Genomic DNA, 19,753 nt, shown 5'->3' with positions numbered 1-19,753 from the left:
TTGCCACAGTCATCGATCTGGAACATTTCAAGGGGCCTTGGAGGCCCGACAGGAGGACAGCATGGACGTGAACAACCTGAATACCGACGGTATCAAGGACAAGGTCGTGATCATCACCGGTGCCAGCAGTGGACTGGGTGAGGCCACCGCCAAGCGCCTGGCCAAGGGTGGCGCCCGCCTGGTGCTGGGCGCACGTCGCGAGGACCGCCTCAAGGCACTGTGCGACGACATCAAGGCTGACGGTGGCCAGGCCGTCTACCGTGTCACCGACGTGACCAGCCGTGAGCAGGTCGAGGCCCTGGCCAAGCTCGCCCGCGACGAATTCGGGCGTATCGACGTGCTGGTCAACAACGCCGGGCTGATGCCGCTTTCGCCGTTGGACAAGCTCAAGGTCGACGAGTGGGAGCAGATGGTCGACGTCAACATCAAGGGCGTGCTCTACGGTATCGCCGCGGTGCTGCCGACCATGCGCGAACAGCACGAAGGCCACGTGATCAACCTGTCTTCGGTCGCCGGGCATGTGGTGTTCCCCGCCGCGTCGGTCTATTGCGCGACCAAGTTCGCGGTCAAGGCGCTGACCGAGGGCCTGCGTCAGGAATCCAATGGCGAGATTCGCGCGACCAATATCTCTCCTGGCGCGATCGACACCGAATTGACCCGGACGATCAGCGATGATGAGACCGCCGAGGGGGTCAACGAGCTCTACACCCTGGCCATCGATGCCGATGCAGTGGCGCGGGCGATCGCCTTTGCGGTAGAGCAGCCGGGGGACGTCGACGTCAACGAACTGATCCTGCGCCCCACTCGCCAGGAGCTGTAAGGACTGGCGTTCGACTGGCGTCGCCATCCCGGGAGACGCCAGTCCGGCCGCGGCGCAATACGCCAGGTCGCTCCAAGGTGCTTCGTCTGACGCTATTTTTCGCTAGGCTTGTGTATCTTTACTGCATCAATGAGCCCGGCGGTGCCGGGTGGTGCCCCACTCAACGAGAAGGAACATCATGAGCAACGATGCCGAGTATCAGCCGCCGAAGGTCTGGAAGTGGGAAGGTGAGAGTGGCGGCCATTTCGCCAGCATCAACCGTCCCATCGCCGGTGCGACCCACGACAAGGCGCTGCCGGTGGGCAAGCATCCGCTACAGCTCTACTCCCTGGCCACGCCCAACGGGGTCAAGGTCAATATCCTGCTCGAGGAACTGCTGGCGCAGGGCCACGATCAGGCCGAGTATGACGCCTGGCTGATCCGTATCGGCGAGGGCGACCAGTTCTCCAGCGGCTTCGTCGAGATCAACCCCAACTCCAAGATTCCGGCCCTGGTGGACCACACCACCACGCCGCCGACCCGGGTCTTCGAGTCGGGTTCGATCCTGCTCTACCTGGCCGAGAAGTTCGGCGCCTTCCTGCCGACCGAGCACAAGGCGCGTACCGAAGCGATGAGCTGGCTGTTCTGGCAAATGGGCTCGGCTCCCTACCTGGGTGGTGGTTTTGGCCACTTCTACGCCTACGCGCCGGAAAAGTACGAGTACCCGATCAACCGCTTCACCATGGAGACCAAGCGCCAGCTCGACGTGCTCGACCGTCATCTGGCCGAGCACGAGTACCTGGCCGGTGACGAGTACAGCATCGCCGACATGGCGACCTTCGCCTGGTACGGCCAGCTCGCCCTGGGGCGTCTGTACGACGCGGCGGAGTTCCTGTCCGTGCACGAGTACGAGCACGTCCAGCGCTGGGCCAAGGCCATCGATGCGCGCCCGGCGGTACAGCGTGGACGCATGGTCAACCGCACCTTCGGTGAGCCCGAAGAGCAGCTCCACGAGCGTCACGACGCCAGCGATTTCGAACTGCGTACCCAGGACAAGATCGGCGACGGCGCTTGATCCTTTGAACGACAATCTGTCGTTTCAGCACCGACAAGGGCGCCTCCGAGGAGGCGCCCTTTTTTTGTGAATCAATCTGGGGCTTGATCCGGGGTCGGGCCTGGAACGCGAGACGATCGCCGCCTCGTTCCTTACCGGCCCTCGCTGGCACTTGCCGGCTCCTGGGTCAGTAGCCCGCGTCGGGGTCGACGGTCTCGATATCCTCGCCCTTGTCCAGGGCGTCGAGGCTTGCGGCGACCTGATCGAGCGCTTCGCTCAACGGTGTCGGTCCCGCCATGTGAGGGGTGACGATGACCCGCGGGTGGCGCCACAGCGGGCTGGATTCCGGCAGCGGCTCTGTCGGGAAGGCATCGAGCAGCGCGCCCCGGAGGCGATCTTCCTGGCGCTGGTCCTTGTCGCCCAGCGCTGCGAGCAGGGCATCCTCGTCGATCAGGGTGCCGCGCCCGGGGTTGATCAGGCTGGCTCCCTCGCGCATCTTGCCGAGTGTCTCGGCGTTGATGATGTGGCGGGTCGAGGAGGTATCGGGCAGCAGCAGCACCAGGGTCTTCACCCGCGACAGGAGCCGGTTGAGCCCTTCGTCACCGCTCAGACATTCGATGCCGTCGATGTCCTTGTGCGAGCGACTCCAGCCGAGCACCGGGAAGCCATCGGCGGCGATGGCCCGGGCCACCTTGGCGCCGATGGCGCCGAGGCCGAGCACGCCCACCGGCCAGTCCGGCTTGTCGATCACCTCGTGCTCACGCCACTCGCACTGCTGCTGCTGGCGAGCGTAGCGGTCGAAGTCGCGCTGGAAGTGGAAAAGACCGTAACGCACATAATCGGCGATCAGCTCGGCCATGCCGGCGTCACGCAACTTGACGATGGGAACGTCGCGAGGCAGGGCCGGGTTGCCGAGCAGGGCGTCGACGCCGGCCCCCAGGTTGACGATGCCCTTGAGTCCGGTGCACTCCCGCAGCAGCGTCTCGTCTGGCTTCCAGGCCGCCAGAAAGTCCGCCTGGGCGCGCTGTTCGCGGTCGGCCTCCTGACTCTTCCAGATGGTGGCCTGGGGCAGCCGCTCGCTTAGCGCCTGCTGCCACTGGTCGGCCTGGTCGGTGTGTACGATCACCTTCATGACAATTCCGCTCCGGTCGAATGAATGGGGTTCAGTAGACAATCTGCATCATGGGCGGCGGAGCGTCATCCAGCAGGCTGGCAAGGCGCTTGAGGCCGTCCTCGAGACGTTCGATCTCGGGCTCCGCGCCGAGGCTCAGGCGCACTCGGCGTGGCGCCGGACTCTGTTCGACCATGAAGGGGGTTGCGGTGGTGATGGCCACCCCTTCCTGTTCGGCCAGCTGCTGGAGTTCCTCGGCCCGCCAGCTACCCGGCAGCGACAGCCAGACGTGCAGGCTGGTGGGGCGGGAGGCCCTGCCATGGCTGTGCAGGATGCGTGCGGCGAGCTGCTGGCGCTCTGCCAGCAGTTCGCGTTGCTGCTGTGCCATGCGCTCGATAGTGCCGTCCTCCAGCCAAAGATTGGCGACCTCGAAGCACAGCGGTGTGGCCATCCAGGAGGTCGCCCGCAGGCGGGGCAGGGTGTGGTGCAGCTGACTGCGAGGCACCGTCAGATAGCCGGCGCGAAGCCCAGGCAGGGTGGCCTTGGTCAGACTGGTGACGTGGAACGCATGGGAAGGGATGCGCGCGCTGATCGGCATCAGCGGCTCGGGCTCGAGCAGGGTGTGGACGTCATCCTCGATCAGCCACACCCCGTGGCGCTCCAGAATGGCGGCGATCTCGTCGCGGCGCCTCTCGTCCAGGGTGGCCCCGGTGGGATTGAGCTGGCACGAGGTCAGGCACACGGCGCGCGGTTTGAAGCGATGACAGGCGGCGTCGAGGGCGTCGGGTACGATGCCCTGGCTATCGATGGTGACGCCACGCAGCTGGAAGCCCAGGGTGCGCGACAAAGCGATCAGGCCATGGTCGGTCAGTGCCTCGGTCAGGACCAGGTCGCCGTGCTGTACCACGCTGGAAATCGCCAGCATGATGCCGTGGGCGCCACCGTTGGTCAGGATGCGGTCGTCCGCTTCACCGGGCATGCCCAGGCGCTCGTTCAGCCACCAGCTGGCGCGTTCGCGCTGATGGGGCAGGCCGGCGATCGGCCGGCAGGCCGTGAAGACGTCGGGATGTGCGCTGTCGGCCAGCGTTCTCAGGGCATCGCGAAAGTGCTGGTCATGGCTTGGGGGACAGACCGGATGGGCGATCGACAGGTCGATCACCGCCTGTTCGGTTCGCGGCTCGCCGGCCCTCAGGTAGGCGGATTCGCGGTTGTCATCGAGAGCGTTGATCCAGGTGCCGCTGCCGACCCTGGCCTGCACCAGGCCCATCTTCTCTGCCTGTGAATAGGCCCGTGACACCGTCTGGACGCTGACGCCTATGTGCTCCGCCAACTGTCGATGGGGCGGCAGCCGGGTGCCTGGCGTAAGCTCACCGGAACGGATCGCGCGAGAAAGTGCCCGCGCAATCGCAAGATACTTGGGTTGGCTATCATCCAGATATGGCAGCAGGTCAATTGTCATGATCCAATAAAGCCTTTGACCGGTAGCTTATTCGTAGTGCTAGTATCAGCAAGACGGCATTGATCAGTCATTGTCATGACGTTGTTAAGAGCTTCTCATGACAATTGTGACCTGTCAGCACGCTACAGGGGATGCAATGTCGCTTCAAGGGCGCGCCGGACTCCAATGAGTCCGGTTTTTCGGTGATGACACTGTGTGGCGAGTGGTTTCATGATTCAGGTATCCCTGCCGTTCACTCGTGAGGAATACGCTCAGCGCCTGCAAAAGGTGCGTGCCGAGATGGCCATGCGAGGCATCGATGTGCTGATTGTCAGCGATCCCTCCAATATGGCCTGGCTGACCGGCTATGACGGCTGGTCGTTCTATGTCCATCAGTGCGTACTGGTGGGGCTCGAAGGCGAGCCCGTGTGGTACGGACGACGTCAGGACAGCAATGGTGCCCTGCGTACCTGCTGGATGGACCCTGACAATATCACCTACTACCCCGACTACTATGTCCAGAATCCCGAGATGCATCCGATGGAGTATCTGGCACAGTCGATCATGCCGGATCGCGGCTGGTGCGAAGGGGTCGTGGGCATGGAGATGGACAACTACTACTTCTCCGCCAAGGCCTACCAGAGCCTGATCAAGGAGATGCCCCACGCGCGCTTCCAGGATGCCAACGCGCTGGTCAACTGGTGTCGGGCGATCAAGTCACCGCGTGAAATCGAGTACATGCGCATCGCTGCGCGTATCGTCGAGGGCATGCACTCGCGCATCCTCGAGATGATCGAGCCGGGCCTTGCCAAGTCCAAGCTGGTCTCCGAGATCTATCGGGTCGGCATCGAGGGCTGGACCGACAGCGAAGGGCGCGTCTACGGTGGCGACTATCCCGCCATCGTGCCGCTGCTGCCCACCGGCAGCGACGCGGCTGCCCCCCACCTGACCTGGGACGACACGCCTTTTCGCGAAGGCGAGGGCACCTTCTTCGAGATCGCCGGCTGCTACAAGCGCTACCACTGCCCGTTGTCGCGCACGGTGTTTCTCGGCAAGCCGCCACGGGACTTCGTGCGTGGCGAGTCGGCGCTGCTCGAAGGCATCGAGAAAGGCCTGGCCGTGGCAAAGCCCGGCAACCGGACCGCGGACATCGCCCTGGCGCTCGGCGCGGCCATGGACAAGTACGGCTTCGACCGAGGCGGTGCGCGCTGTGGTTATCCCATCGGCATCAGCTACCCGCCTGACTGGGGCGAGCGCACCATGAGTCTGCGTCCGTCTGACGAGACCATCCTGCAACCGGGCATGACCTTCCACTTCATGCCCGGGATGTGGATGGACGACTGGGGGCTCGAGATCACCGAGAGCATCCTGATCACCGAAAATGGCGCCGAGCCGCTGGCGGAGTTTCCGCGACAGCTGTTCGTCAAGTAGACCGGGGTCGGCTGAGCAGGGCTTGTCGACCAGGCGCTGTTGATTAGCCCCATGTGATCGGCCCTCGGTGACCGACGTTGCCCATCAACACTACAATCCAATCTGACCGTTGTCCCTGTTTCTGGAGTCACCATGAGCAAGCGCAAGAGCCCCATCTCCGCCACCGTCGACTTCGACGCCCAGGGTGTGCAGCACGGCTTTCTGAAACTGCCCATTTCCAACGACGAGTCCGCCTGGGGCGCGGTGATGATCCCGGTGACCGTGATCGCCAACGGCGAAGGCCCCACCGCCCTGCTGACCGGTGGCAATCACGGCGACGAGTACGAGGGGATCACCGCGCTGCAGAAGCTCTCGACCTCGCTCAAGGCCGAAGACGTCAAGGGACGGGTGATCATCGTACCGATGATGAACACCCCGGCGGCCCAGGTCGGCCGTCGCACCTCGCCGATGGACGGTGGCAACCTGAACCGCAGCTTCCCCGGTGACCCGGACGGCAGCGTGACCGAGAAGATCGCCGACTACTTCACCCGGGAGATGGTGCCCATGGCCGACGTGGTGCTGGACCTGCACTCCGGCGGCCGCACCCTGGACATCATTCCCTTCGGCGCCTCCCACGTGCTCGACAACCCCGAACAGCAGCGTCAGGCGCTGGAAGGGGCCAAGGCCTTCGGCGCGCCCTATGCGATGATGATGTTCGAGCTGGACGCCGCGGCGCTGTTCGATACCGTGGTGGAGAACCAGGGCAAGATCTTCATTGCCACCGAACTCGGGGGCGGCGGCACCTCCACGCCGGAGAGCCTGGCCATCACCGAGCGCGGCATCGACAATGTACTGATCCATTTCGGGCTCAAGGACGGCGAGGTGGCCATGCCCGAGACCCAGGTCTATCTCGATATGCCGGATGCCAGCTGCTATGTGCAAAGCGAGCACACCGGGCTTCTGGAGTTGACCTACGCCCTCGGCGACAGCATTGCCAAGGGCGACGTGATCGCCCGGGTCTACGACATGACCCGCAGCGGCGCCGAGCCGATCGAGTACCGTGCCGAGCGTGATGGTATCCTGGCGGCTCGACGCTTCCCCGCCCAGGTGAACATGGGCGACACCATCGCCGTCATCGCCGAGGTGGTCGAGACCCTGGGCGACTGAACGGGCCAGGGCTCGGGATACCGTCTTGCCCGAGCCCGCCCGCCGTTTCTCGTTATCAGCGCCCCGCCGAGCGCCTCTCGCGGGGCGGTCCCGTTCAACCACACAAACCCGGCCATGAAACTCGACCGCTACGACCTCAAGATCCTCTCCATCCTGTCCCGCGACGGCCGCATCACCAAGTCCCGCCTGGCCGAGGCCATCAACCTGTCGGTGAGCCCCTGCTGGGAGCGCGTCCGCCGCCTCGAGAAGGCCGGCATCATCGAAGGCTACTGCGCACGGATCAACGCAAGCGCCCTGGTCCGGCGTACCCCGGTGTGGGTTCAGATCGAACTCAAGGCCCACAATGCCGAGAGCTTCCAGCGTTTCGAGTCGCTGGTGCATGCCACCGACGCGGTCACCGAGTGTGTGGCGGTCGGCGGGGGAGTCGACTACCTGATCAAGGTCGAGTCCGAGACCATCGACGCCTACCAGCGCTTGATCGACGACTGGCTGACCTCGGATGTCGGCATCGAGCGTTACTTCACCTATATCGTCACCAAGACGGTCAAGGCTCCTCGCGAGGGAGTCGATATCGACGAGCTGGCCAACGGGGCGCTCTGAGTGTCACCGGCACAGGCCCGGAAGTTCCTGTCGGCTTGCAGGTTTTTGCTAAAACAGGCGTTGCAGAAAAAACCGCGTTTTCGCGGGCCTGGACAAAAAAAACGCCATCGACAGACGGGCGCTTCAAAAAGTCCGACCCTGGCTTCTCCCTTACCATGACGGCAGTACATGGCGCTGGCCATGACGTCGTTTTCGTGTTCCGCACCCCTGACCTTGCGGCGGGACACACATGGGGAGGTAGTGTCATGAAACTCAGCGATCCGCGCCTGTTTCGTCAGTACGCCTACATCGGCGGCAAGTGGACCCACGGTGACGAAGGCCGCGAGGAAGCGGTGGTCAACCCCGCCAATGGCGAGGTGATCGGCCATATCCCGCTGCTCGAGCCCGAGCAGATCCGCGCTAGTGTCGACGTCGCCGACGAGGCCTTTGCCCAGTGGCGGGCCCTGCGCGCCGACGAGCGTTGCGAGCGGCTGCTGGCCTGGTACGACCTGCTGCAGGCTCATCGCGAGGATCTGGCCACCATCATGACGCTGGAGCAGGGCAAGCCGATGCCCGACGCCCGTGGCGAGGTCGAGTACGGCGCCAGCTTCGTGCGCTGGTTCGCCGAGGAAGGCAAGCGTACCTACGGCGAGACCATCCCCAGCCACATCCCCAATGCGGCGCTGGGCACCATCAAGGAGCCGGTGGGTATTGCGCTTCTGATCACGCCGTGGAACTTCCCGCTGGCGATGATCACCCGCAAGGCTGCCGCCGCCATGGCCGCCGGCTGTCCGGTGATCGTCAAGCCGGCCAACGAGACCCCGTTCTCGGCGCTGGCGCTGGCGGAGCTGGCTGAGCGTGCCGGTATTCCGGCGGGCATCTTCAATGTGGTGCTGGGCGACGCCGCCCAGGTGTCCTCGCTTTTGTGCGCCGAGGATCGCGTCAAGGCGGTATCCTTCACCGGCTCGACCCGGGTCGGCCGCCTGCTGCTCGAACAGTCGGCGCCCACGGTCAAGCGTGTGTCCATGGAGCTTGGCGGCAATGCGCCCTTTATCATCGGCCCCGACATGGACCCCAAGGATGCGGCCCTGGCCGCGGTGGCGGCCAAGTTCCAGACCGCCGGTCAGGACTGCCTGGCGGCCAACCGTATCCTGGTCCACGAGTCGATCCACGACGCCTTTATCGAGCATTTTACCGAGCGCATGGCCGCGCTGACCGTGGGCAACGGCATGGAAAGTGAAGTCGATCTCGGCCCGCTGATTCACCGCCGGGCGGTGGAAAATGCCCGCGCCACGGTGGATGACGCCCTGTCGAAGGGTGCCACCCTGGTGGCCGGGGACCAGTCCCAGGCGCCGGGCGAGAACTTCTTCATGCCGGTGCTGCTGACCGGGGTGACCCAGGACATGCAGGTGTGGCGTCAGGAGTGCTTCGCGCCGGTGGCCGGTGTCACCGCCTATCGCGATGACGACGAGGTGATCGCCCTGGCCAACGATACCGAGTATGGTCTTGCCGCCTACGTCTACACCCACGATATCCGCCGCATCTGGAAGCTGTTGCGGGCGCTGGAGTTCGGCATGGTATCGGTCAACTCGGTGAAGATGACCGGCCCGCCGGTGCCCTTCGGCGGCGTCAAGCAGTCCGGCCTTGGCCGCGAAGGCGGCGCGACCGGCATCGACGAGTATCTGGAAACCAAGTACTACTGCCTCGGCGCCCTGGGCTCCGTCTCCGGCAGCTGATGCCCTGAGCGGCAGTGATCGCCGGCCCGACAGCGGGCCGGCCACCTTTCGATGAACAGATGACGCCGCCCTCCCGGTGAGGGCGGTCCAAGGAAAAAAAGGAAACGAGATGAGCACCCATCAGGACCTGATCGACCGCGACCGCAAGGTAACCTTCCACGCCTCCACCCACCTGCGTGACTTCGCCCATGGCGACGCACCGGGCCGCGTGATCACCGGCGGCAAGGGCATCAACATCGTCGACAAGGACGGTCGCGAGTTCATCGACGGTTTTGCCGGGCTGTACTGCGTCAACATCGGCTACGGCCGTACCGAGGTGGCCGAGGCCATCTACCAGCAGGCGCTGGAGATGTCCTACTACCACACCTACGTGGGCCACTCCAACGAGCCGCAGATCGCCCTGTCCGAGCAGATCCTCAAGCTCGCCGGCCCCGGCATGTCCAAGGTCTACTACGGCCTCGGCGGCAGCGATGCCAACGAGACCCAGCTCAAGCTGGTGCGCTACTACAACAACGTGCTTGGCCGTCCGCAGAAGAAGAAGGTCATCTCGCGTCAGCGCGGCTATCACGGTTCCGGTCTCGCCACCGGCTCGCTGACCGGGCTCAAGGCCTTCCACGACCAGTTCGACCTGCCCATGGCCGGCATCCTGCACACCGAAGCGCCGCACTACTACCAGCGTAGCGCCGAGCAGGAAAACATGAGCGAGCGCGAGTTCTCCGCCCACTGCGCGGCCAAGCTCGAAGAGATGATCCTGGCCGAGGGCCCGGACACCGTGGCGGCGTTCATCGGCGAGCCGGTGCTCGGCACCGGTGGTATCGTGCCGCCGCCGGAAGGCTACTGGGAGGCGATCCAGGCGGTACTGAACAAGTACGACATCCTGCTGATCGCCGACGAGGTGGTGTGTGGTTTCGGCCGTATCGGTGCCGACTTCGGTAGCCATGCCTACGGCATCAAGCCCGACCTGATCACCATCGCCAAGGGCCTGACCAGCGCCTACCAGCCGCTGTCCGGGGTGATCGTCGGCGATCGCGTGTGGCAGGTGCTGGAGCAGGGCACCAGCGAGCTTGGCCCGATCGGCCACGGCTGGACCTACTCCGGTCACGCCCTGGGCTGCGCCGCTGCCCTTGCCAACCTGGCGATCATCGAGCGCGAGGACCTGACCGGCAACGCCCGTGATACCGGCGCCTATCTGCAGAGCCGCATGCAGGCCGCCTTCGGCGACCACCCGATTGTCGGCGAGACCCGCGGCGTCGGCATGCTGGCGGCGCTGGAATTCGCCGTGGACCCGGAGACTCGCCGTCCCTTCGATCCCAGCCACAAGGTCGGTGCACGCATCGCCGCCGCTGCGCTGGAGCAGAACCTGATCGCCCGGGCGATGCCCCAGGGGGACATCCTCGGCTTCGCGCCGCCGCTGGTCACCACCCGTGACGAGGTCGACGAGATCGTTGCCCGCGCCGAGCGTGCGGTGAACAAGGTCACCGACGAGCTGGTCAAGGAAGGCGTACTGCAGACGGCCTGATGCCTGGTCCGATGCCTGGTCTGATACCTGGCCCGATGCCTGGTCCGATGGTTGGTCCAAGTCCAGGCCGGTGTCTGGCCTGACGCCCGCACCTTGGCAGGTGCAAAAGGGGCCGCTTCCTTGAAGGAGGCGGCCCCTGTCGGTTTTCATTCAGGTAGGCGAGCGCGGAACAGATAGGCGAGCGCGGAACAGGTAGGCGAGCGCCGAACCGCCGACAGGGCCTGCCCTCCCGGCCTTGGCAACCGGTCTTCACGATATGAGTTCAAGGAGAAGGTCATGAAGGTGGATTCACCCCCTTGCCCGAGTCACGGCGTGACCCTGGACGAGATATTCAAGGCCCGGGGACGCATCGCCGGTCAGGTAACGCGCACGCCACTGGTGTTGTCGCGGGCCCTGTCCGAACGCTTCGACGCCGAGGTCTATCTCAAGCTCGAGACGCTGCAGCCCACCGGCGCCTTCAAGCTGCGCGGTGCCACCAACATGATCGCCGCACTGATCGAGCGCCATGGACGCGAGGCCCTGGCACAGGGCGTCACCACCGCGTCCACCGGCAATCATGGCCGCGCCGTGGCCTACGCCGCCTCCAGCCTGGGGGTGCCGGCGGTGATCTGCCTGTCGCGGCTGGTGCCGGCCAACAAGGTCGCTGCCATCGAGGCGCTCGGTGCCGAGGTGCGTCGCGTCGGCGCCAGCCAGGACGAGGCCTTCGAGGAGGTGGCGAGGCTGGTGCAGGAAGAGGGCATGACGCTGATTCCCCCCTTCGATGATCCGCTGATCGCGGCGGGGCAGGGCACCATCGGCATCGAGATCCTCGAGGACCTGCCGCGGGTCGATCGGGTCATCGTCGGGCTGTCCGGCGGTGGTCTGCTCGGCGGCATCGGCGCCGCGCTGAAGGGCGTTCGACCCCAGGCCAGAATCAGCGGGGTCAGTCTGTCGGCGGGGGCGGCCATGTGCGAGAGCCTCAAGGCCGGCAAGCCGGTGGCGGTGGAAGAGGTCGAGAGCCTGGGCGACTCGCTGGGCGGCGGCATCGGCCTCGACAACCGCTGCACCCTGGCGCTGGTCGAAGCGGTGATGGACGACCACTGTCAGGTGTCGGAAGGCGCCATCGCCCAGGCCATGGTGGACATGCTCGAAAGCGAGAAATTGCTGGTCGAAGGCGCCGCCGCCGTGGGACTGGCGGCACTGGCCGAGGGCCACCTCGAGGTCAAGGGGGAGCGGGTCGTGCTGGTGCTTTCCGGCAACGGGGTGTCACTGGATACCCTCGATCAGGCGCGCCGCCTGGCGGCGGATTGCGCCAGTCAAGGCCAGCGATAGACCGTCAAGGCCACCAACCGACAGACAAGCCCAGCAACAACCCGATCAGGAGCCAAGGATGCAACTCTACAAGCGTGAGCAGATCAGCCAGGCGGTCGCCATCGACCAGGACGCGCTGGCGGCGGTGGAAGCCGGTTTCGCCGCCCTGGGCCGTGGCGAGGTGGTGCAACCGCCGATCCTGTCCATGGCCATCGAGGAGGCCAACGGCGAGGTCGACGTCAAGACCGCCCATATTCGTGGCAACGAGCGCTTCGCCATCAAGGTCAGCCCCGGCTTCTTCGACAACCCCAAGCTGGGGCTGCCAAGCCTCAACGGGCTGATGATGGTGTTCTCCGCGCGCACCGGGCTGGTCGATGCGGTGCTGTTCGACGAGGGCTACCTGACCATGGTACGTACCGCCCTGGCCGGCGCCATCGCCGCCAAGCACCTGTCGCGGGAGAACAGCCGCCGGGTCGCGGTGCTGGGGGCCGGCGAGCAGGCGGTCAAGCAGGTCGAGGCGCTGCGGCTGGTGCGCGACATCACCGCCATCGACGTCTGGGCGCGAAGGTCCCAGGCCGCCGAGGAATACGCTACCCGCATGCGCGCTGCGGGTCTCGAGGTCACCGTCCACGACAGCGTGCGCGAGGCCTGCCGAGCGGCCGACATCATCGTCACCACGACGCCGTCGCAGACGCCGATCCTCGAGGCGGCGGACCTGCCGGAGGGCGTCCACGTCACCGCCATGGGCTCCGACAGTCCCGACAAGCGCGAACTGGCCGAGAGCGTGCTGACCCGCGCGGACGCCTTCGTCTGCGATACCCGGCCCCAGAGCGAGTCCAACGGCGAGCTCAAGGCCCTTGTCGGTCGCGAGGTGCCCTTCAAGGTCCACGAACTGGGCGCGGTCATCGCCCGCGGCGAGCGTCTGCGGCTGTCGGACGCCACCATCACGGTATGCGACCTGACCGGTACCGGTGTCCAGGACACGGCCATCGCCGGGTTCGCCCTGACGCGTCTGTCGGCTGAGGATTCGGCACGATAGGCTTTGCCGAATCAGGCATTTTTGGGGAGGATGGGGGACCCTAATCCCGACAGGAGCCCCCATGCCCTCGTTGCAGTGCCTGCTGCGCCACCGGCGCCGACTGATCGTCATCATCGCCCGCCTGGGCTATACCGCCAAGGGGCTGGTGTACCTGCTGATCGGCGTGCTGGCGGCACTCGGCGCTGCGGGCCTTGGCGGCGACAACGTTGGCACCAAGGAGGCGCTGGCGCACCTGGCTCGCCAGCCCTTCGGCACCCTGATGCTGGGGGCCCTGGTGCTGGGGCTCTACGCCTACGCCGCCTGGCGGGGCTTGCAGGGGCTGTTCGATGTCGAGCATCGGGGGCGTAGCTGGAAGGCCCTGGGTACCCGCCTGGCGCTGGTCATCAGCGGTGGTATCTACGCAAGTCTCGGCTGGTATGGTGTCGAGCTGCTGGACGATCCCCAGGAGACCACCGGCGGCGCAGAGGAGCGCACCGCCATGCTGATGTCGCACCCCGGTGGCGTCTGGCTGGTGGCGATCCTGGGGGCGATCTTTATCGGCGTGGGGCTGCGCCAGTCGTGGCGCGCCCTGGCGCGCAGCTATCTCAATCGCTGGCGTCAGCAGGACATGAGCCAACGCCAGCGTGATCTGGCCTCGGGCCTCAGCCGCTGGGGGCTGGCCGCCAGGGGGCTGGTGTTCGCGCTGATCGGCAGTTTCCTGCTGGTGGCCGCCTGGCAGGTCGATCCCGCCAAGGCCGAAGGGCTCGGCGGCACCCTGGATACCCTGGCCGCCCAGCCCTTCGGCCCCTGGCTGCTCGCCGCCGTGGCCGGTGGACTGATGAACTACGGTACCTACTGCGTCATCAATGCCCGCTTTCGCAAGGTGAAAGTGTAGCGCTTTAAGCGGCCGTTCAGGACGCCCGGGGCTTCTTGGCCCGCACGGTCAGGGCGACGCCGGCAATGGCCAGCGCCATGCCGATCAGGGATACCGGCGGCAGCCCTTCATCGAACAGCCACCAGGCCTCCACCGCGGTGACCGGCGGCACCAGGTAGAACAGGCTGGCGACGCGGGACGCCTCGCCACGCTTGATCAGCATCATCAGCAGCATGATGGCGGCGATGGACAGTACCAGCACCAGCCAGCCCAGCGTCAGCACAAAGGTCAGCGACCACTCCACCTCGCGGGTTTCCAGCAGCAGGCTGCCGGCGCCAAGCAAGGCCAGCGCCCCGAGGTACTGCACCACGGTGCCGCCGAGCAGCGGCATGCCGCTGCAATAGCGCTTCTGGTACAGCGTCCCCAGCGAAATCCCCACCAGCGCCACCAGGGTGCAGGCCAGCGCCGGCCAGCCAAACCCTTCGAAGGACAGCGCCGACAGGTCCATCTTGCCTCCCAGCACCAGGCTGACCCCGGCCAGCCCCAGGGCCAGTCCCATCCACTGCAGCGCAGACAGCCGCTCGCCCAGCAGGGGGCCCGCCAGCGCAGCGGTCAGCAAGGGTTGCAACCCCACCAGCAGGGACGCCAGTCCCGCCGGCATGCCCAGGCTGATGGCGTAGAACACGCCGCCCAGGTAGCCGCCGTGAACCAGACAGCCGGACACCGCCACATGCCCCCACAGACGGGGACTCGACGGCCAGGCCGAGCGGGTCAGCCAGACGATGGGGACCAGCAGCGCCAGGGTGGCGGCGAAGCGAATGCTCAGGAAGGTGAAGGGCTCGGCGTAGGGCAGGCCGAACTTGGCACCGATGAAGCCGGTGCTCCACAGCACCACGAACACCAGCGGCATGGCAGGCAACAGCCAGGACGGCAGGGCGGGGCGGCTCACGGGCACCTCGCACAAGGTGCGGTAAGCGGGCACCCGACAAAAGCTGCGGTAAGCGGCCACCCGACACACGATGCGGCAAGCGGGGGCTGGGCGGTGATCACTAAGGGTGGCATCGCGGGGACTTCCTTGTGGTTCATGTCATCGGCAGGGCGATCGCTCAATCATGATGCCCTATCCCGCCTCCCTCAAGGAGGGGATTGCCAAGCGTTGCTCTCGTGCTTTGGTCGTAGGTCGTGGAGGGAAAGTGAGATTGGTCTGACCACGCCGATGCTTGTTTTTGCGCAGTTTATAGGCGAAATGGCCGCTGGTCAGACCAATAATGCAGACAGGTTGCGTTGAATGGGGCCGTTGGCCGCCGGGGGCCTTTTCGCTAGCTTTCTTTTCGATGACGCCCCGGGAGGGGGACGCCTCGCTTGCATCGAAGCGATGTCCCGTTCATGCCCCGAGGAGGTCCTCGCAAGGACGCGCACGGGCAACGCCCGGCTCAAGAGCGCAGCGGCGCAAATCGCTTGCAACAGGTGGGCCTAGCTTGCTGCGAAAGTGCCTCGAGCGCTCATGACGATGCCATGGATCGACAACAACAACACACCGGGTGCGGCAGATCGAGACCGCACCGATCCACCAGGAGTTATGCCATGTCCCGGCTAGACAAGCCCCAGCAAGACCTTGATACGGCCTCGCCAACGGCCTCCCTGTCTGAACGCATCGCGACCCCGGACCGCCGCCGCTTTCTGAAGGCTGCTGCGGTTGGTTCCGCCGCCGCGGTGGCGGCACCCTGGGTCGGCAACGTTCAGGCTCAGCAGGGCATCCGCATCCGCATGCAGTCATCCTGGCAGCCCGGCACCACCGGCTACCGCATCTTCGAGGAGTGGGCCGCCGGCGTCGCCGAGGCCACCAGCGGCGAGGTCACCATCGAGCCGTTCCCGGCCGGAGCCGTGGCCGGTGCCTTCGAGGTAGCCGACGCGGTGCGCAACGGCGTGCTCGACGGCCAGAACTGGTTCACCGTCTACTGGCCGGGCAAGATGCCCGCCGGGGTCTTTCTCACCGCCTATCCCATGGGCCTGTCGGTACCCCACCAGTGGGACATGATGTTCGGTGCTTACGGCGGTTTCGGCATCGCCAAGGACCTCTACCGCAAGCAGGGTCAGGAGCTTCTGGGCTACGTCCACCACGACCTCAACCTGATCCACTCCAAGGTACCGCTGAGAAGCTTCGATGACTTCGAAGGGGTGAAGATCCGCATGCCCGGCGGTATCGTCGCCGAGACCTTCGCCAAGATCGGTGCGCGTACCACGCTGCTGCCGGGCTCCGAGGTCTATCCGGCGCTGGAGAAGGGCACCATCGACGCCGCCGACTACACCGGTGCGGCGGTCAACTTCGAGCTGGGCTTCTGGCAGGTGACCGACTACATCATCATGGGCCCGCCCTCGACTCCCTGTCTGCACCAGGCGGTCGACCTGATGGATATCGCGGTCAATCGCCGGGTCTACGAGCGCATGTCCGACCAGACCAAGGACCTGATGCACGACCTGGTCGCGGCCTACTCCCGCGAGCACTACGCCGCCATCCAGAAGGCCAACGCCGAGGCCTGGCCCAAGTACCGCGAGAAGGGCGTCGAGATCATCCACCTGTCCGAGGACGACGCCGACCGCTTCCGCGACGCCGCGATCCCGCTGTGGTTCGAATGGGCCAACAAGGATCCGGACGCGGCCAAGCTGTTCCGTGCCCACCTCAACACCATGCTCGATCCGTCGGTGGCACTGATCACCGAAGAGGACATCAAGGACTTCGAGCTCAACGCCTAGGCCTGCACGTGTCGACCGGGGCGACCCGGTCGACGTCGATGAATATTCCGTGGTCGCCTGGCGAAAAGCCAGGCGACCAGCGGAGGAGCGTCAATGAATCTACAGATTGATTTCGTTCTGCCGCACTGGCTCTACTGGGCGGTGCTGGCAGGACTGCCGCTGATCGTGATGCTGCTGGTGGATCGAAGCTTCCGCCGGGGTGGCGAGGTGAGCGGTGGCGATACCGCCGAGACCCCCGTCGCGACGAGCGAACAGGCCTACGCAGCGCCTGGCAATGTGGTGACCCGCGGCATCGACCGCATTTCCGGCTTTGCCGGGCGCTACGTGGCCTACTGGTCGCTGATCGCGCCCTTCGTGTTCACCTACGAGGTGGTGCTGCGCTACGCCTTCAACTCGCCGACCAACTGGGCTCACGAGTCGATGACCCTGATGTTCGGCATGCAGTACCTGCTGGCGGGTGCCTTCGCGCTGCGCGAGGGCGGGCATGTGCGCGTCGATATCCTCTACCAGCGGGCGGCGCCGCTCAACAAGGCCGCGCTGGACCTGGTCACCTCGATCTTCTTCTTCATCTTCACCCTGGCGCTGTTGACCACCGGCTGGCGTTTCTTCTCGCAGTCGGTCAGCGACGTCTGGTGGTTCGGTGACAGCTACGCCAACGAGGTGTCCTTCACCGAATGGGCGGTGCAGTACTTCCCGGTCAAGTTCATGCTGTTCTTCGGTGCCTTGCTGCTGCTGTTGCAGGGGATCGCGCAGTTGATCAAGGACCTCCAGGCCTATCGTCACCACCGCGAGCACCACGAAGGATCGACGGTGTTTGCCAGCAGTCTGGTGGTGCTGGCGGTGATCCTCGGCGCCTACACCATCCACGAAATCGTCAATATCGCCCTGACCGACTACGAGAGCCTGGCGCTCAGCCTTGAGAACTCGCTGTCCACGGTGGGTATCGGCGCGCTGACCCTGTTGATGTTCGGCACCCTGATGGTGGTGCTGGTAGCGGGGCTACCGCTGGCCTTCGTTACCGGCGGTCTGGGGGTGGTGTTCCTCTACCTGGTGGGCGATCAGCACATGCTGAACCTGATGCCTTCGCGCATCTTCCCGATGATGACCAACTACCAGCTCTCGGCCATTCCGCTGTTCATCTTCATGGCCTCGGTACTGGAGAAGGCCGGCATCATCGAAGAGCTGTTCGATGTGGTCTACAAGTGGATGGGCGGTCTCAAGGCGGGCCTGGCGATCGCCACCATCATCGCCTCGACGCTGCTGGCCGCCATGGTCGGGGTGATCGGCGCGGCGGTGGTGACCATGGGCCTGATCGCGCTGCCGGCCATGCTCAAGCGCAACTACCAGCCCGAGATCGCGCTGGGATCGATCATGGCCGGGGGGACCCTGGGTATCCTCATCCCGCCGTCCATCCTGGCCATCATCTACGGCGTCATCGCCCAGCAGTCGGTGGGCGAGCTCTACCTGGGCTCGCTGATTCCCGGCCTGTTGCTGGCCGGCATGTACGCCTTCTACTGCTGGCTAAGGGGCACCCTGAACGTCAAGGTGGCGCCGCCGATGCCGGAGGAAGACCGGGTCTCCACCGCCGAGAAGCTGCGCCTGCTGCGCAATATGCTGGCGCCTATCGCCCTGGTGTTGCTGGTGCTCGGCATCATCTTCACCGGGGTGGCGACCCCGGTGGAGGCGGCGGGTATCGGCACCTTCGGTGCGCTGGTGGTGGCGGCGATGCACAAGCGGCTGACCTGGCCCAACCTGCACGCCGCCTGCATGACCACCCTGGTGGCGACCGCCATGGTCATGTGGATCATCTTCGGTGCCAGCATCTTCGTCGGCTTCTACATCCTGCAGGGCGGCCAGACCTTCGTGCAGGAGCTGATCGCCGGGGCAGGGCTTGGCCCCTACGCGGTGCTGGCGCTGATGATGGTGCTGCTGGTGGCGCTGGGGATGTTCCTGGACTGGGTCGGTATCCTGCTCCTGGCGGTGCCGATCTTCGTACCGCTGATCAAGGGGCTGGACTTCACCGGGGTATTTGGCCTGCCCGGGGTGGACCCCGCCGACGTCTCGCTGTGGTTCGGGGTGATCTACCTGGTCAATATGCAGATGTCCTTCCTCAGCCCGCCGTTCGGCTATGCGCTGTTCTACATCAAGGGGGTGTGTCCGCCGCATATCACCATGGGCCAGATCTTCCGCTCGTCCTTTCCCTTCCTTGCGCTGCAAGCGGTGGGCCTGCTGCTGGTGATCATGTTCCCGGCGCTGGTCACCTGGCTGCCCAACCTGGCCTACGGCTAGTCGGGCGGTGTCATGACAACGCCTCCGGCCGACTTGGCCGGAGGCGTTTTTGCAAGATGTTCAGCAGTGGCAGGCAACACGCCTTTTTCGGTGCTTCGCCGAAGAATTGCGTGGCGTATCATGACGCTTATCCCCATGGCCTGCCGTGGCCTCTGGCGGTTGTCGCCGACCGGCGACGCGGAGGCGAAAATGGCTTGCATTTCGTAACACGATTGTGGGGAACCCTCATGCAACTGCGTCGTCACACTGTGCGAGCGATTGACGAATTCTCAACCACCTCCTGGAGGACTTCATGCAACGATTCACCGCCCTGATCACCGCCGCCCTGCTTTCTGCTGGTCTGATGAGCGCCACCGCCCATGCCCAGGAAGCAAACGCGCAGGCGTCAGGCAACGCTGACGTCGAGGCTGCCGCTCAGGCGCAGAATTTCTCTGATGCCCAGCTCGAGAAATTCGCCGACGCTTCCAAGGAGATCGCCGCGATTTCTCAGGACTACACCCAGCAGCTGCAGGAAGCCGAAGGCCAGCAGGCCCAGCAGGATGTGCGTACCGAGGCCAACCAGAAGATGGTCGAAGCCGTCCAGCAGAGCGGGCTCGAGGTCGAGACCTTCAACGCTATCGGTCAGGCTATCCAGCAGAACCCGGACATGATGAAGCGCGTACAGGAGATGGCGCAGTCGTGAGCTGACCGCCACTCTCGCCAGTCAAAGAGACTG

Annotated in this window: 16 protein-coding genes; 13 read left to right on the top strand and 3 right to left on the bottom strand. The window is 65.3% G+C overall.

The genetic code is table 11. The annotated features are described in order from the left end of the window. Positions 1–61: 61 nt before the first annotated feature. Together NFI08_RS00080 and yghU are read left to right on the top strand one after the other, a co-directional pair. The gene (locus NFI08_RS00080; RefSeq protein WP_045992034.1) at positions 62–820 is read left to right on the top strand and encodes an SDR family oxidoreductase; all 759 of its coding nucleotides are present in this window, start codon (positions 62–64) and stop codon (positions 818–820) included. A gap of 178 nt (positions 821–998) precedes the next feature. Continuing rightward, positions 999–1,874, top strand: a complete 876-nt coding sequence (yghU, locus tag NFI08_RS00075) for a glutathione-dependent disulfide-bond oxidoreductase (protein ID WP_349586260.1) — start codon at positions 999–1,001, stop codon at positions 1,872–1,874. Between the two features lie 166 nt (positions 1,875–2,040). Here yghU and NFI08_RS00070 read toward each other — a convergent pair whose 3' ends face one another. Continuing rightward, entirely contained in the window at positions 2,041–2,985 is a 945-nt protein-coding gene (locus tag NFI08_RS00070) for a 2-hydroxyacid dehydrogenase (RefSeq protein ID WP_349586258.1), read from the bottom strand. A 31-nt stretch (positions 2,986–3,016) separates the two neighbouring features. Continuing rightward, complete coding sequence (gene ehuR / locus NFI08_RS00065; RefSeq protein WP_045992031.1) at positions 3,017–4,423, bottom strand: MocR-like ectoine utilization transcription factor EhuR; 1,407 nt, start codon at positions 4,421–4,423, stop codon at positions 3,017–3,019. A gap of 210 nt (positions 4,424–4,633) precedes the next feature. Here ehuR and doeA point away from each other — a divergent pair, with 210 nt between their 5' ends. From doeA to NFI08_RS00025, 8 genes are all read left to right on the top strand, one after another. Beyond that, positions 4,634–5,833, top strand: coding sequence for an ectoine hydrolase DoeA (gene doeA / locus NFI08_RS00060; RefSeq protein ID WP_108132472.1), 1,200 nt, complete (start codon positions 4,634–4,636; stop codon positions 5,831–5,833). A 132-nt stretch (positions 5,834–5,965) separates the two neighbouring features. Then, positions 5,966–6,979 carry a N(2)-acetyl-L-2,4-diaminobutanoate deacetylase DoeB gene (gene doeB / locus NFI08_RS00055; protein WP_045992029.1) on the top strand — a complete coding sequence of 338 codons (1,014 nt, stop codon included), beginning with the start codon at positions 5,966–5,968 and terminating at the stop codon, positions 6,977–6,979. Positions 6,980–7,093: 114 nt separating this feature from the next. Continuing rightward, the gene (locus NFI08_RS00050) at positions 7,094–7,579 is read left to right on the top strand and encodes an Lrp/AsnC family transcriptional regulator (protein WP_045992028.1); all 486 of its coding nucleotides are present in this window, start codon (positions 7,094–7,096) and stop codon (positions 7,577–7,579) included. A gap of 245 nt (positions 7,580–7,824) precedes the next feature. Next, a complete protein-coding gene (locus NFI08_RS00045) occupies positions 7,825–9,294 on the top strand; it encodes an NAD-dependent succinate-semialdehyde dehydrogenase (RefSeq protein ID WP_349586254.1) in 1,470 nt (489 codons plus the stop codon). Positions 9,295–9,403: 109 nt separating this feature from the next. Beyond that, a complete protein-coding gene (locus tag NFI08_RS00040) occupies positions 9,404–10,813 on the top strand; it encodes an aminotransferase (RefSeq protein WP_045992026.1) in 1,410 nt (469 codons plus the stop codon). A gap of 276 nt (positions 10,814–11,089) precedes the next feature. Next, positions 11,090–12,124: a hydroxyectoine utilization dehydratase EutB gene (gene eutB, locus NFI08_RS00035; RefSeq protein WP_108132474.1), complete on the top strand. Its 1,035-nt coding sequence runs from the start codon at positions 11,090–11,092 to the stop codon at positions 12,122–12,124. A gap of 58 nt (positions 12,125–12,182) precedes the next feature. Next, positions 12,183–13,142: a cyclodeaminase gene (locus NFI08_RS00030; RefSeq protein WP_349586251.1), complete on the top strand. Its 960-nt coding sequence runs from the start codon at positions 12,183–12,185 to the stop codon at positions 13,140–13,142. Positions 13,143–13,203: 61 nt separating this feature from the next. Beyond that, a complete protein-coding gene (locus tag NFI08_RS00025; protein WP_108132476.1) occupies positions 13,204–14,016 on the top strand; it encodes a DUF1206 domain-containing protein in 813 nt (270 codons plus the stop codon). A gap of 16 nt (positions 14,017–14,032) precedes the next feature. On the opposite strand, the gene NFI08_RS00020 is transcribed toward NFI08_RS00025, so the two are convergent. Then, positions 14,033–14,905, bottom strand: coding sequence for a DMT family transporter (locus NFI08_RS00020; protein ID WP_108448279.1), 873 nt, complete (start codon positions 14,903–14,905; stop codon positions 14,033–14,035). Between the two features lie 674 nt (positions 14,906–15,579). Between NFI08_RS00020 and dctP the strand changes: the two genes are divergently transcribed. The 3 genes from dctP (at position 15,580) to NFI08_RS00005 (ending at position 19,720) form a co-directional block, all read left to right on the top strand. Further along, the gene (gene dctP / locus NFI08_RS00015) at positions 15,580–16,749 is read left to right on the top strand and encodes a TRAP transporter substrate-binding protein DctP (protein WP_083970293.1); all 1,170 of its coding nucleotides are present in this window, start codon (positions 15,580–15,582) and stop codon (positions 16,747–16,749) included. Positions 16,750–16,842: 93 nt separating this feature from the next. Then, positions 16,843–19,038, top strand: coding sequence for a TRAP transporter large permease subunit (locus tag NFI08_RS00010; protein ID WP_349586248.1), 2,196 nt, complete (start codon positions 16,843–16,845; stop codon positions 19,036–19,038). A 292-nt stretch (positions 19,039–19,330) separates the two neighbouring features. Next, the gene (locus NFI08_RS00005) at positions 19,331–19,720 is read left to right on the top strand and encodes a DUF4168 domain-containing protein (protein ID WP_108132478.1); all 390 of its coding nucleotides are present in this window, start codon (positions 19,331–19,333) and stop codon (positions 19,718–19,720) included. The last annotated feature ends 33 nt before the right edge of the window (positions 19,721–19,753 follow it).

Source organism: Halomonas sp. EF61 (assembly GCF_040147045.1).
GTDB lineage: Bacteria > Pseudomonadota > Gammaproteobacteria > Pseudomonadales > Halomonadaceae > Halomonas > Halomonas litopenaei.
This window is presented reverse-complemented; position numbering and strand designations above follow the sequence as displayed.

Bases quoted from the DNA above. Each gene is read 5' to 3' on its own strand.
- NFI08_RS00080 (WP_045992034.1), top strand. From the start codon at position 62: ATGGACGTGAACAACCTGAATACCGACGGTATCAAGGACAAGGTCGTG.
- yghU (WP_349586260.1), top strand. From the start codon at position 999: ATGAGCAACGATGCCGAGTATCAGCCGCCGAAGGTCTGGAAGTGGGAA.
- NFI08_RS00070 (WP_349586258.1), bottom strand. From the start codon at position 2,985: ATGAAGGTGATCGTACACACCGACCAGGCCGACCAGTGGCAGCAGGCG.
- ehuR (WP_045992031.1), bottom strand. From the start codon at position 4,423: ATGACAATTGACCTGCTGCCATATCTGGATGATAGCCAACCCAAGTAT.
- doeA (WP_108132472.1), top strand. From the start codon at position 4,634: ATGATTCAGGTATCCCTGCCGTTCACTCGTGAGGAATACGCTCAGCGC.
- doeB (WP_045992029.1), top strand. From the start codon at position 5,966: ATGAGCAAGCGCAAGAGCCCCATCTCCGCCACCGTCGACTTCGACGCC.
- NFI08_RS00050 (WP_045992028.1), top strand. From the start codon at position 7,094: ATGAAACTCGACCGCTACGACCTCAAGATCCTCTCCATCCTGTCCCGC.
- NFI08_RS00045 (WP_349586254.1), top strand. From the start codon at position 7,825: ATGAAACTCAGCGATCCGCGCCTGTTTCGTCAGTACGCCTACATCGGC.
- NFI08_RS00040 (WP_045992026.1), top strand. From the start codon at position 9,404: ATGAGCACCCATCAGGACCTGATCGACCGCGACCGCAAGGTAACCTTC.
- eutB (WP_108132474.1), top strand. From the start codon at position 11,090: ATGAAGGTGGATTCACCCCCTTGCCCGAGTCACGGCGTGACCCTGGAC.
- NFI08_RS00030 (WP_349586251.1), top strand. From the start codon at position 12,183: ATGCAACTCTACAAGCGTGAGCAGATCAGCCAGGCGGTCGCCATCGAC.
- NFI08_RS00025 (WP_108132476.1), top strand. From the start codon at position 13,204: ATGCCCTCGTTGCAGTGCCTGCTGCGCCACCGGCGCCGACTGATCGTC.
- NFI08_RS00020 (WP_108448279.1), bottom strand. From the start codon at position 14,905: ATGCCGCTGGTGTTCGTGGTGCTGTGGAGCACCGGCTTCATCGGTGCC.
- dctP (WP_083970293.1), top strand. From the start codon at position 15,580: ATGTCCCGGCTAGACAAGCCCCAGCAAGACCTTGATACGGCCTCGCCA.
- NFI08_RS00010 (WP_349586248.1), top strand. From the start codon at position 16,843: ATGAATCTACAGATTGATTTCGTTCTGCCGCACTGGCTCTACTGGGCG.
- NFI08_RS00005 (WP_108132478.1), top strand. From the start codon at position 19,331: ATGCAACGATTCACCGCCCTGATCACCGCCGCCCTGCTTTCTGCTGGT.